At 72.9% G+C, this 13,907-nt stretch carries 14 protein-coding genes; 6 read left to right on the forward strand and 8 right to left on the reverse strand.

What is annotated here, in order from left to right; translation table 11 throughout:
• Positions 1-48: 48 nt before the first annotated feature.
• Positions 49-1,509, forward strand: coding sequence for a benzaldehyde dehydrogenase (locus tag L1857_RS23815; RefSeq protein ID WP_094008006.1), 1,461 nt, complete (start codon positions 49-51; stop codon positions 1,507-1,509).
• Between the two features lie 33 nt (positions 1,510-1,542).
• Here L1857_RS23815 and L1857_RS23820 read toward each other — a convergent pair whose 3' ends face one another.
• Genes L1857_RS23820 through L1857_RS23840 form a run of 5 tightly spaced genes read right to left on the reverse strand, consistent with a single transcriptional unit; the run spans position 1,543 to position 7,153 of the window.
• The gene (locus tag L1857_RS23820) at positions 1,543-3,393 is read right to left on the reverse strand and encodes a Na+/H+ antiporter (RefSeq protein ID WP_094008005.1); all 1,851 of its coding nucleotides are present in this window, start codon (positions 3,391-3,393) and stop codon (positions 1,543-1,545) included.
• Positions 3,390-3,665, reverse strand: coding sequence for a helix-turn-helix domain-containing protein (locus L1857_RS23825; RefSeq protein ID WP_094008004.1), 276 nt, complete (start codon positions 3,663-3,665; stop codon positions 3,390-3,392). The genes L1857_RS23820 and L1857_RS23825 overlap by 4 nt, the downstream gene beginning before the upstream one ends.
• Before the next feature lie 43 nt (positions 3,666-3,708).
• Positions 3,709-4,575: an SDR family oxidoreductase gene (locus L1857_RS23830; protein WP_094008003.1), complete on the reverse strand. Its 867-nt coding sequence runs from the start codon at positions 4,573-4,575 to the stop codon at positions 3,709-3,711.
• Positions 4,576-4,585: 10 nt separating this feature from the next.
• Complete coding sequence (locus L1857_RS23835) at positions 4,586-6,187, reverse strand: FAD-dependent monooxygenase (protein ID WP_116111066.1); 1,602 nt, start codon at positions 6,185-6,187, stop codon at positions 4,586-4,588.
• Positions 6,188-6,190: 3 nt separating this feature from the next.
• Complete coding sequence (locus L1857_RS23840) at positions 6,191-7,153, reverse strand: MBL fold metallo-hydrolase (protein WP_094008001.1); 963 nt, start codon at positions 7,151-7,153, stop codon at positions 6,191-6,193.
• A gap of 135 nt (positions 7,154-7,288) precedes the next feature.
• Between L1857_RS23840 and L1857_RS23845 the strand changes: the two genes are divergently transcribed.
• Positions 7,289-7,828 carry a MarR family winged helix-turn-helix transcriptional regulator gene (locus tag L1857_RS23845; RefSeq protein WP_094008000.1) on the forward strand — a complete coding sequence of 180 codons (540 nt, stop codon included), beginning with the start codon at positions 7,289-7,291 and terminating at the stop codon, positions 7,826-7,828.
• Positions 7,829-7,900: 72 nt separating this feature from the next.
• Here L1857_RS23845 and L1857_RS23850 read toward each other — a convergent pair whose 3' ends face one another.
• Entirely contained in the window at positions 7,901-8,392 is a 492-nt protein-coding gene (locus tag L1857_RS23850) for a glutathione peroxidase (RefSeq protein WP_116111065.1), read from the reverse strand.
• A gap of 100 nt (positions 8,393-8,492) precedes the next feature.
• Positions 8,493-8,708, reverse strand: a complete 216-nt coding sequence (locus L1857_RS23855; protein ID WP_094007998.1) for a hypothetical protein — start codon at positions 8,706-8,708, stop codon at positions 8,493-8,495.
• A gap of 73 nt (positions 8,709-8,781) precedes the next feature.
• On the opposite strand from L1857_RS23855, the gene L1857_RS23860 reads away from it, so the two are divergent.
• From L1857_RS23860 to L1857_RS23875, 4 genes are read left to right on the forward strand one after another with little or no spacing between them, the layout of a single operon-like run.
• Entirely contained in the window at positions 8,782-9,342 is a 561-nt protein-coding gene (locus L1857_RS23860) for a hypothetical protein (RefSeq protein WP_094007997.1), read from the forward strand.
• A gap of 11 nt (positions 9,343-9,353) precedes the next feature.
• Positions 9,354-9,590 (forward strand): hypothetical protein, encoded by a 237-nt coding sequence (locus tag L1857_RS23865; RefSeq protein WP_240325306.1) that lies wholly within the window; start codon positions 9,354-9,356, stop codon positions 9,588-9,590.
• On the forward strand, positions 9,583-10,887 hold the full coding sequence (locus L1857_RS23870; protein WP_094007996.1) for an NAD(P)/FAD-dependent oxidoreductase: 1,305 nt from the start codon (positions 9,583-9,585) through the stop codon (positions 10,885-10,887). The genes L1857_RS23865 and L1857_RS23870 overlap by 8 nt, the downstream gene beginning before the upstream one ends.
• Positions 10,888-10,889: 2 nt before the next feature.
• Complete coding sequence (locus tag L1857_RS23875) at positions 10,890-12,824, forward strand: aconitate hydratase (protein ID WP_116111063.1); 1,935 nt, start codon at positions 10,890-10,892, stop codon at positions 12,822-12,824.
• 93 nt (positions 12,825-12,917) lie between these two features.
• Here the strand turns inward: L1857_RS23875 and L1857_RS23880 are convergent, their stop codons facing one another.
• Positions 12,918-13,787: a putative quinol monooxygenase gene (locus tag L1857_RS23880; RefSeq protein WP_094007994.1), complete on the reverse strand. Its 870-nt coding sequence runs from the start codon at positions 13,785-13,787 to the stop codon at positions 12,918-12,920.
• Between the last annotated feature and the right edge of the window lie 120 nt (positions 13,788-13,907).

The following is a 13,907-nucleotide window of genomic DNA, read 5'->3' on the forward strand; positions in this document are numbered from 1 at the left end:
CGGGCAGCTCAGGAGGATGGCGGAAAACCTCGCGCATCAGGAGTGACAGTGAGCTTTCTCGACGACGAGAAGTGGACCGGACGCGTCTTCACCGGCAGCTGGGAGCGCGCGGCGGGCGGCGACGCGGCGGTCGTGGAGCCCGCGACCGGGGACGAGCTGGGACGCGTCGGCATCGCCTCGCCGCAGGATCTCGCGGCCTCCGCGGCGAAGGCGGCGCAGGCCCAGCGCGCGTGGGCGGCGACCTCCTTCCAGGAACGCGCCGCGGTCCTGCGCCGCGCCGGCGACCTGTGGCAGCAGCACGCCGCCGAGCTGAAGGACTGGCTGATCCGCGAGTCCGGCAGCATCCCCGGCAAGGCCGATTTCGAGCTGCACGTCGCCGCTCAGGAGTGCTACGAGGGGGCCGCGCTGCCGAGCCACCCGACCGGCGAGGTCCTGCCCAGCGAGGCGCCGCGGCTGAGCATGGCCCGCCGCGTCCCGGCCGGTGTCGTCGGCGTGATCGCCCCGTTCAACGCGCCGCTGATCCTGTCGATCCGCTCGGTCGCGCCGGCGCTGGCGCTGGGCAACAGCGTCGTGCTCAAGCCGGACCCGCGCACCGCGGTCTGCGGTGGCGTGGCGCTGGCCCGGGTCTTCGAGGAGGCCGGGCTGCCGGCCGGGGTGCTGCACGTGCTGCCCGGCCGGCCGGACGTGGGCGCCGCGCTGGTCGAGGACGAGCACGTCCGCGTCATCTCGTTCACCGGGTCGACCGCCGCGGGCCGCGCGGTCGGCGAGTCCGCCGGCCGCCACCTCAAGCGCGCGCACCTGGAGCTGGGCGGCAACTCGGCGCTGATCGTGCTCGACGACGCCGACCTGGAGCAGGCGATGAGCGCCGCCGCGTGGGGCTCGTTCTTCCACCAGGGCCAGATCTGCATGACCACCGGGCGGCACCTGGTGCACGCCTCGCTCTACGACGAGTACGTGGAGCGCCTCGCGGACAAGGCGAACCACCTGCCGGTGGGCAACCCGTTCACCGATCAGGTCGCGCTCGGCCCGATCATCGACGAGCGGCAGCGCGACAAGATCCACGGCCTGGTGACGTCCAGTGTGGACGCCGGGGCGAAGATCGCCGCGGGCGGCACGTACGAGAACCTCTTCTACCGCGCCACCGTGCTCGCCGGGGCGGGCCCGTCGGTGCCGGCCTACGACCAGGAGGTGTTCGGCCCGGTCGCGCCGGTCGCCAAGTTCGCCACCCTGGACGAGGCGGCGAAGCTCGCGTCGGAGAGCGAGTACGGGCTGTCGCTGGGCATCATCACCTCCGACGTGGCGAAGGGTCTGGCGCTGGCCGACCGGATCCCGACCGGCATCGCGCACATCAACGACCAGACGGTCAACGACGAGGCGCTGGCCCCGTTCGGCGGCGTGTTCGACTCCGGCACCGGCTCGCGCTTCGGCGGGCCGGCGGCGAACATCGAGGCGTTCACCGAGACCCGCTGGGTCACGATGCGCGGCGACGTCGCCGGCTACCCCTTCTGACCGGGCGGGCGGGGGCGCGCCGGGCGCCCCCGCTCAGCCGACGATCCCGTCCACGAAGCACCAGCGCCAGTTCTCGCCGGGCTCGTAGCTGCGGATCACCGGGTGCCGGGTGTCGTGGAAGTGCTGGGTGGCGTGCTTGCGCGGCGAGGAGTCGCAGCAGCCCACGTGCCCGCACTCCAGGCACAGCCGCAGGTGCACCCACGACGAGCCCTCGCGCAGGCAGTCGACGCAGCCCTGCGCGTCGGTCTCCGGCGCGCCGGCCTGCTCCAGGTGGTCGCAGGTGCCCGCGGTGGCCGCGGGGGTGTCCAGTTCACGTTCCATGCCCGGCTCCTCCTCGGGTCGCTCCAGCAGCGACTCCTCGATGTCCAGCCCCTCCATCACGCGCCGGAGCACCTCGTCGTCGGCGGTGCCCCGGTCCCGCGCGGTGAGCAGGACGTCCCGCTCGGCCGCCAGCATCTCGGCACGCAGCCGACGGTACGCGTCGCTGGGGGTCTCCTCCACCGCGCTGAGCCGGCCGAGGTTCTCCCACGCCGAGTCCGACCGGTAGGACTGCTTGTCCCGCAACCGGTCGATGACCTCCGGCGGGTCGGCCGGGCGGCGGATCTCCTCCAGCCGCGCCAGGCCCGCGGACGTCATGTCGTGCAGCAGCGCGGCCTCCTGCAACGCGTCCTCCGCCGGGTTGGGCGGTGGCAGGCTCAGGCGGCGCACCAGGCCGGGCAGGGTCATGCCGTGCAGCAGCAGCGTTCCGGCGACCACGACGAACGCGGCCAGCACCAGCACCGCCCGCTGCGGGGTGTCGTCGGGGAGCACGAACGCGGCCGCGAGGGTGACCACACCGCGCATGCCCGCCCACGAGATCACCGCGAAGTAGGACCACGGGGTCCGTTCACCCGGCCGCGCGCGGGCCACCAGCCCGTAGCCGAACACCCACACGATCCGGGCCAGGATCGTCGCCGCGAGCACCCCGGCGCAGATCAGCGCCAGCGACCAGGCCGGCAGCCGGGAGTCGCCGACCTCCTCGACGATGCGCCGCACCTGCAGCCCGATCAGCAGGAAGACCACGTTCTCCAGCAGGAACTGGACGGTGCGCCAGTTCAGCCTGCTGGCCAGCCGCGACGGCCCGGACAGCAGCTTGGGCGTCTGGTGCCCGACGATCAGCCCGGCCACCACGACCGCGACGACGCCGGAGCCGTGGATCGCCTCGGCGGGCAGGTAGGCCAGGAACGGGATCACCAGCGACCACGCGGTGTCCATCACCGGGTCGGTGAGGCGGCGGCGCAGCGTGCTCGCGCCCCACCCGATCAGCGCGCCGACCGCGCCTCCCCCGCCGGCGGCGAGCAGGAAATCGCCGCCGACCTCCCAGATGCTGACCGCCCCGGCGATCGCGGCGATGGCGGTGCGCAGGGACACCAGCGCGGCCGCGTCGTTGAGCAGGCTCTCGCCCTCCAGGATCCGCACGATCCGCCGCGGCATGCCGACCCGGCGCGCCACGGCGGTGGCGGCCACCGCGTCCGGCGGCGCGACGACCGCGCCGAGCGCGAACCCGGCGGCCAGCGGGATGCCGGGCACGATGAGCCACACGACCCAGCCGACCACCAGCGTGGTGAACACGACGAGCCCGACCGACAGCGCCGCGATCGGCACGCGGTTGGCCCGGAAGTCGTACAGCGGGGTGCGGATCGCGGTCGCGTAGAGCAGCGGGGGCAGCAGCCCGATCAGGACGACCTCGGGGTCGAGGTGGTAGTCCGGCACGCCCGGGACGAACGAGGCGAGGACGCCGATCGCCACCAGGCACAGCGGCGGGGACCAGTTGAGGCGCTGCGCGATACCGGTGACGAGGAGCACGACGGCCACCAGCGCGGCCAGTTCGACGGCGACGATCATCGGGATCGGGCCGGCAGCGTCTCACCGGCCAGCGGCGCGGCGATCTCGTAGAGGCGGGTGGTGGCGCGCCAGAAGTGGCTGCGGCCGACGACCCGGCGGCGGGCGTACCCGCGGCTTTCCAGGGTGTAGACGATCGAGGCGCAGGTGGCGAGCGGGATCTCGGTCGCCCGCGCCAGCGCGGTGAGGGTGAGGCCCTCACCGGCCTCGACGAGGGTCTCCAGCACGGTCAGCGTGCGGTCGACCGAGGGGGATGCCGGTCTGTCCGACGCCATGCGCGGTGCCTCTCGGGGTGATCTTCTCGGATCTCGATGATAGTCACCCCCGTCCGGACGCGTGAAGATGCGCCCAGGCGCGGCGTTCCGCGGCGAGGAACTCGGCGAACGTCCACGGGCGCCGTCCCGTGACGTGCTCGACGGTGTGGCTGGTGACCGCCACCTCGCCCGTCGCGATCGCCGCGTAGGAGCCGACCCAGCCGTCGATCTCCCAGTCCTGCGCGCCCGCCCGCGACGCGCGCGCCTCCTCCAAGGTCTCGGCGTGGTAGGTGATCTCCCGCCCGGTGGCCTTGCTCAGCAACGCCGCGGTCTCGTGCAGGTCGATCGCCTCCGGGCCGGTCACGTCGTAGACCTGGCCGGCGTGCCCGTCGTCGAGCAGGCATTCCACCGCCAGCCGCGCCACGTCCTGCCGCGCCACCCACGCCAGCCGCCCGTCACCGGCCGGGCCGCGCAGCACCCCGTCGGCGCCGACGAAGTGCGGCGCGACGTCCGCGTAGAGCGTGTTGCGCAGGGCCGTCAGCCGCAGCCCGGACTCCCGGATCAGCCGCTCGGTCTCGGCGTGCTCGCGGGCGAAGGTGAACGTCGCCAGCGGGGCCGCGCCGAGGAACGAGGTGTAGACCACCCGGTCGACCCCGGCCTCGGCGGCGGCGCGGACCGCGTTGCGGTGCAGGTCCATCCGCTCGGGACCTTCGTGGCCGGACACCAGGAACAGCGTCGACACGCCGGCCAGCGCGTCGCGGAACCCGGTGGCGTCCGCGTAGTCCGCCGCGACGACCTCGGCGCCCGCGATCCGGGGCGCCCGCGCGGGGTTCCGCACGCACAGCCGCTGCGCGACACCCCGTTCGGCGAGCAGCGCGGCGACCCGCGAACCCAGCTGCCCGGTGGCCCCGGTGACGGCGATCCTGCCCATGGTCCTCCCTCTACGTGCCGGTACCCGGCAGGATACGTTCGGCGACCGGCCGCGCCAGTGCGCGGTTCACCGCCGCCGGCACCTGGGCCGGGTCGGTGAGGACGGCCGCCACGTGGGCGTCCGGCCGGATCACCCAGATCTCGCCGGGCCGTGCGGCCAGCGCTTCGGCGAGCACCCCGGTCACGTCGATCTCGGACAGGCGCAGCAGCCGCACCGGGGCCGCGGTGTCCACGGACGGTTCCAGGTCCACCCCGTCGGTGGTCAGCAGCAGGACGCCGTCGCGGGCCAGCTCGCGGAACCGGCCGCAGGCGGACCCGGTCACCGACACCGGCACGTCCGGCACCAGGATCCCCGGCCCGGCCGGCGGCACCTCCCCGCGCGGCGGGCGGCCGGCGAACGGCCGCGACTCCGCCGGGGTGGTCAGCGGCGACTCCACGTACCAGAACGGCTCGGCCAGGCGCCCGGAGTCCACCTGTGCCCGCATCGCCGGGTCGGTGGCCGCGGCCTCCAGGACCTCGCGCCGCCGCCGGTGCTGCTCGGCGGTCTGCGGCACCAGGAAGTCCATCGTGGCCGTGGTGACCGCGATGTTCTCCAGCGCCGCCGCGTGCCGTTCGTCGTGATAGGACTCCAGCAGCTCCTCGCCCGCCCAGCCGTGCAGCACGAAGGCGAGCTTCCACGCGGCGTTCTCGGCGTCGCCGACCCCGGAGTTGAGGCCGCGCGCGCCGAACGGCGACACCAGGTGCGCGCAGTCCCCGGCGAGCAGGACGCGGCCCACGCGCATCCGGTCCGCCACTCGCGAATGGAAGCGGTACACCGACTTCCACACGATCTCGTAGGGCTGATCGCCGATGATCGCGCGGATCCGCTCGTCGAGCGCGCCACTGGCTTCCTCGGCGGCCAGGTCGTAGTCGCCGGGGACCTGCCAGTCGATGCGGAACGTCGAGCCGGGGCACGGGTGGATCAGCACCTGGCGGCCCGGGTTCCACTCCGGGTCGAAGTAGAACCGCCGCTCCTGCGCCCAGCCGGGCAGGTCGGCCCGGATGTCGCAGATGAGGAACCGGTCGTCGAAGGAGTGCCCGCCGAAGCCGACGCCGAGCATCCGGCGGATGTCCTCGCCCCGGGCCCCGGCACACGCCACGGCGTAGTCGGCGCGCAGGTCCGCGTGCCCCTCGACGGCGAGCGTGACCCCGTCGCCGTCCTGGGCGATGCCGGTGACCCGGTGGCCCCAGCGCACGTCGATCAGGGGCTCGGCGGCGATCCGCTCGTCCAGGATCTCCTCGGTGCGGGCCTGGGAGACGTTGACGAACGGCGGGAACGCCGAGCGGCCCGGATCGGCCATCGAGTAGGCGAACAGCTCACGGTCCCGGTGGAAGGTGCGGGCGGTGGTCCAGGTGACGCCCTCGGCGGCGATCCGCCGCCCGGCGCCCACGGCCTCCCACACGTCGAGCACGTCGCGCTGCTGGCAGATCGCCTTGGAGCCGACCAGGTCGCGCTCGGCGCGCCCGTCCAGCAGCAGCACCGGCACGCCCCACCGGGCCAGCAGCAGCGCGGTCGTCTGGCCGACCGGGCCGTTGCCGATCACCGCGACCCTGCGGTCTGTCGTCGTGGTCATCGTTCAGCCCTGCAGCTGGTCCCAGACCTCGCGGTCCCGCTGCGCGGTCCAGATGACCGGGCGTTCGATGCCGGACAGCTCGTCCCACAGGCGGGAGACGTCGAAGGGCAGGCAGTGCTCGAAGATCGGCCAGTGCCCGTACCGCGGGGCCAGCGCGGCGTGGGTGCGCTCGAAGGCCTCCTTGAGGGTGCCGCCGGCCCGCTGCACCGCGCCGACCTCGCGGATCATCACGTCCAGGAAGCCGCGGGTCTGCTCGATCGCCGCGTCGACGGCGTCCCGGCCGCGGCTGACCGCGCCGCGGCCGCCGATCAGCGCCTCCGCGCCGAACGCCTTGACCCGGTCCAGCGTCGCCGAGGCCCAGTCGCGGTGGAACGCGTCGCCGGTGTAGAGCGCGGCCTCGGCCTCGACGAGGTCGCCGGCGAACAGGATCTTCTGGCGGGGCAGCCAGGCCACGATGTCGCCCTCGGTGTGCCCGCGGCCGCAGTACTGCAGCACCAGGTCGCCGCGGTCGCCGCCGAGGTCGATGGTGAGCCGGTCGGAGAAGGTCAGGGTGGGCCAGGTCAGGCCGGGCACCGAGTCGGCGCCCTTGGCCAGCCGCGGCATGCGGCCGAACTCGCTCTCCCAGTCCTCCTTGCCGCGCTCGGCGACCAGGGCGCGGGTGTTCTCGTGCGCCACGATGACCTCGGCGTCGAACGCGGACGCGCCGAGCACGCGCACGGCGTGGTAGTGGGACAGCACGAGGTACCGGACCGGCTTGTCGGTGTGCTCCCGCAGCTTCGCCAGCCACTCCCCGGCCGCGACCGGCGTGGCCAGTGCCTCGAAGCAGACGAGGAAGTCCTCGCCCTCGATGGCGCCGACGTTCGGGTCGCCTTCCGCGGTGAGCGCGTAGACGCCGTCGTCGAGCACCTCCAGGGTCTGCTCCTTCTCCGTCAGGTCGCCGGACGAGGCGAACGACTTCTGAGCCACCCTGCACCTCCTTTGATCAAACCTTTGACTATTCGACGGCAGTCAGGGTAACCCGGGTCACCCCGCAAGGGAAGACTACTTCCGAAACGCGACGTTGTTCGGATGAGCGGCGCGCGGGGGCCTAGCCTGGGGCGCATGACCGCAGAACCGGCTGCCCCCGACGAGCTGGACTACCTGACGTTCGTGGACTACGCGATCGCGAAGACGACCGCCGAACTGCCCGCGGTCGACGCCACCGCGATGCGCCTCGGACTGACGCTGCACCGCCTGACCAGCGCACTCGTCTACGACTGGGAGTCCACGGTGCACCGGCCGCGCGGGTGGAGCTGGGGCGGCTTCCGGGTGCTGTTCGTCCTGTGGCTGGCCGGCCCGATGGAGGCCAAGCGGGTGGCGCAGCTGTCCGGGATGAGCCGGGCGGCGGTGTCGGCCCTGGTCAACACGCTGGAGCGGGACGGGCTGGTGTCGCGCAAGCAGGCCGAGCACGACCGGCGCGCGGTGCTGCTCAACCTCACCGACGCCGGCCACGAGGCGATCACCAGCGCGTACGAGGCCCACAACGCCCGCGAGCAGGCGTGGGCCAACGCGCTGACCAAGCCCGAGCAGACCATCCTGATCGGGTTGCTGGAGAAGCTCACGACCAGTTCCGCGGCACTCGACGCGAAGCGCCGCTTCTAGGAACCGGCCCCTTGATCGACGTGGCGCAGGTCACTACCCTGCCACGCCGCAATCGTCAAAACTTTGACTGCTTCAGGCAGCCGGGAGGACCGCTTCGATCGCCTCGACGACCTCCGGGGCCTCCGGGTCGGTCCGCGGCCGGAACCGGGCCACCACCTTGCCGTCCGGGTCGACGAGGAACTTCTCGAAGTTCCACTGCACGTCCCCGCTCTCGCCGTCGGCGTCCGGCGTCTCCACCAGCTCGGCGTACACCGGGTGCCGTCCGGGGCCGTTGACCTCGATCTTTTCGAACATCGGGAACGTGACGCCGTAGGTCGCCGAGCAGAAGGTGGCGATCTCCTCGGCGCTGCCCGGCTCCTGGCCGGCGAACTGGTTGCACGGGAAGCCCACGACGGAGAAACCCCGGTCGCCGTAGCGTTCCTGCAGCCGCTCCAGCGCCGCGTACTGCGGCGTCAGGCCGCACTGGGAGGCGACGTTCACGACGAGCAGGGCTTTGCGCCCCAGTTCGCCGAGGGTCGCGGGTTCGCCGGCGAGCGTGCGCAGCTCGATGTCTGCCAGGGCCATGGAGATCCTCCGCGATGATCGGTAGCTACCACCCCTGGCAACGCCGGCCCGGCCGCGCCGTTCCCCGTCCGGCGCCGACCGTGACCAGCGTTACACCCGATCAGCCCAGCCGTTGCGCCGGAACCGGCGTGATTCCCTCCGCCGGCTTCAGCCCGAGCGCGTCCAGCAGCAACGCGCAGTCCTCGGCGTCGGCCGCCGCGGACGCGACCGCGCGCACCGCGCGCCGGCGCTGCGCCGCGATCATCTCGGTGTCCTCGGCCGACGTGACCGGGACGTTGAAGTCGGCGACCTCCCGCAAGTGGTCTCGCATGTCCATCCCCTGTCTGCACGTGATCCGTGTAGGGCGGCGGCACCCGGGGTAGCCGGGGGACCGGAGAAAGGAGCGGTTGATGAACTACTCCCCGGACCCGGTGCGTGCCGAGGGCCCGGCCGCCGTAACCGAAGGTACCCCGGACGGGCCGACCGTGCTGGTGCTCGATCCGACCGGCCTGGCCAAGCACGAGGGCCTGCCGGCGACCTGGCGGGACAAGACCGACCGGTGGCGGATCGTGTGGTGCCGGCTGCCCTCCGACGGCGGGCTGACCCAGGCCGACGACCTGCTGTCCGACCCGCCCGGTGAAGCGGTGCACGTGGTGGCGAGCGCGCCGTTCGCCGACGGGGCCCTGCGCCTGGCGGAGAAGCACGCCCGCGCGCTGCGCTCGGTGCTGCTGGTCGACCCGGCCGCGGACCAGTTCGTGCCGCCGGGCGACGGCGAGATCGCCGACCGGCACTGGGTGGACGACCACCGGGAGCGGATCGACGCGCTCGCGCAGTCCGGCGTGCACGTGCGGGTGGTGGCGCACAGCACCGGCGGCGCCGACGACCGGATCCCCGCGCCGCTGCCGCTGGGCCACCCCGACGTGGTCGCGGGTGTCGAGCAGGCGATCGCCGAACTCGAAAAGACCCACTGACACGAGGAGGGATGGGCGTGACCGAGCCCGACGAGGAGTCCGTCCGCGAGGCGCTGGAGCGGGAGTCGCCGCTGCCGCCCGACCCCGAGGCCCCCGTGGCCGACGCGCTGGCCCAGCGGCAGAACGTGAACGCCCCGCGGCAGACCGGCCCGGAGCCGGGCCTGCCGCCCGAGGCGGACGCCGGCGACGTGGCCGAGCAGCAGCAGGAAGTGGAGTTCGAGACCGACGAGGAGGCGCTGCGTGGCTGACCCCGCCCGGATCGTGATCCTCGGCGGTGGTTACGTCGGCGCCACGACCGCCCGGCAGCTGCGCAAGCGGCTCACCGCCGAGGAGGCCCAGCTGACCGTGGTCGACCCGCGGTCGTACATGACCTACCAGCCGTTCCTGGCCGAGGCCGCGGCCGGTTCCGTCGAGCCGCGGCACGTGGTCGTGCCGCTGCGCGAGGTGCTGCCGGGCTGCACGGTGATGGCCGCGGAGGCGACCGGCGTCGACACGACGTCGAAGTCGGTCACGCTGCGCGTCGCCGACGGGCACGTCGAGCGGCTCGGCTACGACATCCTCGTGGTCGCGCCCGGCTCGGTGTCCAAGACGCTGCCGATTCCCGGGCTGGCCGAGCACGGCATCGGGTTCAAGACCCTGGAGGAGGCCGTCTACCTGCGCAACCACGTGCTGTCCCGGCTCGACATCGCGTCCAGCACGAGGGACCGGGAGCTGCGGCGCAAGCTGCTGACGTTCGTGTTCGTCGGCGGCGGCTACGCGGGCATCGAGGCGATGGCCGAACTGGAGGACATGACCCGGCACGCGCTGCCCGCCTACGGCCTGGACCGGTCGGAGCTGCGGTGGGTGCTGGTGGAGGCGGCCGACCGGATCATGCCGGAGGTCAGCTCGTCGCTGGCGAGCTACACGCTGGAGGTGCTGACCAAGCGCGGCTTCGAGGCGCACCTGGGCACGACGCTCAAGTCGTGCGAGGACTGCCACGTCGTACTGGGCGACGACACCGAGTTCGACGCCGGCACGATCGTGTGGACCGCGGGCGTCAAGCCGAGCCCGATGCTCGCCGACACCGACCTGCCGCTGAACCCGCGCGGCCGGGTCTGCTGCGCCACGACGCTGGAGGTGGACGGCACGCCGGGCGTGTTCTCGGCCGGGGACGCCGCCGCGGTGCCGGACGTGACCAGCAAGGAGCCGGGCGCGGTGTGCGCGCCGTCGGCGCAGCACGCCTCGCGGCAGGCGGTGGTGCTGGCGAAGAACATCGTCGCCACGCTGCGCGGCGGGCCGCTGGAGGGCTACCGGCACTCCTACGCCGGGTCGGTCGCGAGCCTGGGCCTGTACCAGGGCGTCGCGCAGATCTACGGCGTGAAGCTGCGTGGCTGGCCGGCGTGGGCGCTGCACCGCGCCTACCACCTGATGACGATGCCGACCGCGCACCGCAAGACGCGGATCGCCGCGGACTGGCTGATCTCACTGCCGTTCGGGCGACAGGTGGTGGCGACCGGCGAGCAGCACCACCCGCGGGAGCAGTTCGTGCGGGCCAGCCGGAGGTAGTGGTGGGGTTCCCGGTCGCCCGCAAGCTGATCGACAGCCACCTGGTGTCCGGTGAGCCGGTGCCGGGTCGCGAGATCGGGTTGCGGGTCGACCAGACCCTCACCCAGGACGCCACCGGCACGCTGGTGATGCAGGAGCTGGAGGCGCTGGGGCTGGACCGGGCGCGCACCGAGGTGAGCGTCCAGTACGTCGACCACAACCTGCTGCAGGCGGACGAGAAGAACGCCGAGGACCACGCGTTCCTGCGCTCGGCGTGCCGTCGGTTCGGGCTGTGGTATTCCAAGCCGGGCAACGGGGTTTCGCACCCGACGCACATGGCGCGGTTCGGGGTGCCGGGGCGCACGATGGTCGGGTCCGACTCGCACACGTGCGCCGCCGGGTCGCTCGGCATGCTCGCGATCGGGGTCGGCGGGCTGGAGGTCGCGATGGCGATCGCCGGGGAGCCGCTGTACCTGCGGATGCCGGAGATCTGGGGGGTGCGGCTGACCGGGTCGCTGCCGGAGTGGGTGTCGGCCAAGGACGTGATCCTGGAGATGCTGCGCCGGCACGGCGTCACGGGCGGGCTGAACCGGATCGTGGAGTACCACGGGCCGGGGCTGGCGTCGTTGTCGGCGATGGACCGGCACGTGATCGCGAACATGGGCGCCGAACTCGGGGCCACGACAACGGTGTTCCCCGCCGACGAGGCGGTGCGTGATTTCTTGCGGGCACAGGACCGGGCTTCGGATTTCGAGGAGCTCGTCGCCGATCCGGACGCGGTGTACGACCTGTCCGACGAGATCGATCTGTCTGCTTTGGAGCCGCTGATCGCGTGCCCGTCGTCGCCGGACGACGTGGTGCCGGTGCGGGAGGTGGCCGGCACCGAGGTGCGGCAGGTGGTGATCGGCTCGTCGGCCAACCCCGGGCTGCGGGACTTCGCCGTGGCGGCGGCGATGGTGCGGGGGCGGCAGACCCATGATGCGGTGAGCTTCGACGTGAACCCGTCGTCGCGGGAGATCCTCGCGGATCTGACGAAGATGGGCGCGACGCTGGATCTGGTGTCCGCGGGCGCGCGGCTGCACCAGGCGGGGTGCCTGGGGTGCATCGGGATGGGGCAGGCGCCTGCGGCCGGGCAGAACTCGCTGCGCACGTTCCCGCGGAACTTCCCCGGCCGGTCCGGGACGCGGGAGGACCGGGTGTGGCTGTGCTCGCCGGAAACCGCGACGGCGGCCGCGCTGACCGGGGTGATCACCGATCCGCGGGAGCTGGCGATGGCCAGTCCGGTGGTCGAGCTCCCCGAGCGCGCGACCGTGAACACGGCGATGCTGGTGCCGCCGCTGCCGCCGGAGCGGGCCGCGCGGGAGGAGCTGGTCAAGGGACCCAACATTTCGGCGCTGCCGGATTTCCCGCCCCTGCCGGACGACGTCGAGGGCGCCGTGTTGCTGAAGGTGGGCGACAACATCTCGACGGACGAGATCTCCCCCGCCGGTGCCGCGGCCCTGCCGTTCCGCTCGAACATCCCGAAGCTGGCCGGCTTCACGTTCACCCGCGTCGACGAGACCTACCCGTCGCGGGCCCGCGAGACGGAGGGCGGGCATTTCGTCGTCGGCGGGGAGAACTACGGGCAGGGGTCGTCGCGGGAGCACGCCGCCATCACGCCGCGGCATCTCGGTGTGGTGGCGGTGATCGCCAAGTCGTTCGCGCGGATCCACTGGCAGAACCTCGCCAACTTCGGCATCCTGGCGCTGGAGTTCACCGACCCGGCCGACTACGACCGCGTCGAGCAGGGGCACGTCCTCGCGCTGCGGGCGTTGCGCTCGCAACTGCCCGAGGGCGAGGAGATCACGGCCACGGACACCACCACGGGCACGGACATCCCGCTCCGGCACCGCCTCTCGCGACGCCAGGTGGAAGCGGTCCTGGCAGGCGGCCGGATCCCACTGCTGGCCCGGCGGTGAACCGGACCACGCGCAACCATCGGCTCATGCCCGTCCGAGGCTGATCTTCAGTTGTCATCATCCAAGCGGGTACCTCCGTTGTGGATCGGGCGGTCAGCGGAGCCAGGATCGCGGCGTCGGGGCGAGGCGGAGGCGGTCGGGGGGCCGTGATGATCGTTCGGTCAGCGCGGGTGGGAGCGGGAGCCGCTCGTGGCCGGGCGGCAACCGGGTCAGCCAGGCGAAAACCTGTTCGCCCTCCCGGATCGGCAGGCGTGGGTAGTCGTTGCGGCGCAAGGAAGTCCGGAAGGACGCGAGCGGTGGTGTGCCCGCTTCCGCGAGTGCGGGCGTGATCTCCTGCCGGAAGACGTCCGGAAACTCCGCCGGATCGTCCGGGTAGGCCACGACGATCTCGAACAGCCCGGATGCCGCCGCCACGGGCGCCGCACCTCCGACACCGGAACCCGCCACCACGCCAGGCGGCCCCGCACCTCCCCCACCAGAACCCACCACCACGCCACGCGGCCCCGCATCTCCCGCGCCAGAACCCACCACCACCCCAGGCGGCCCCGCACCTCCCCCACCGGAACCCACCACCCTGGGCGGCCCCGCACCTCCCGCACCGAAACCCGCCACGCCAGGCGGCCCCGCACCCGCCGCATCCAGGCTTCCCGTCACCGGCTCCAGCAGCAGCACGTCGCCCGAATCCACCATCGTCGCGTTGGCGGTGTGCCGGTGTGTCCGCCAGGCGGGATGCCGCTCGTAGAACGCCGCCAGTGCCTCGGCTCTCCGGGCGGCGTCCGGGAAGCCCCGGATCCACACGAAGCGGTCCGGGTCGTCCAGGTCGCGGAACTGGCCGTACACCCGCATCCCCGCCTCGGCCTGCGACTCCACGAAATGCCGGTCGAACAACGCCACCAGCTCCTCGCGCCGCCCCGGGTGCAGCGTGTACTGCCGGAGCTCGAACAGCTCGCACATCTCGGTCATCGGGTCCCCCCTCGTCGTGGTCCATCAACGCGCCCGAGGCTAGCGGCCACCACCGACAATTCCGGAGCCACCGGTTGCCGCGATCCGGTTTACTTCACCTGTCCGAAAAACTCCGACATC

The sequence above is a fragment of the Amycolatopsis thermalba genome, assembly GCF_023376025.1.
Classification (GTDB): domain Bacteria; phylum Actinomycetota; class Actinomycetes; order Mycobacteriales; family Pseudonocardiaceae; genus Amycolatopsis_E; species Amycolatopsis_E thermalba.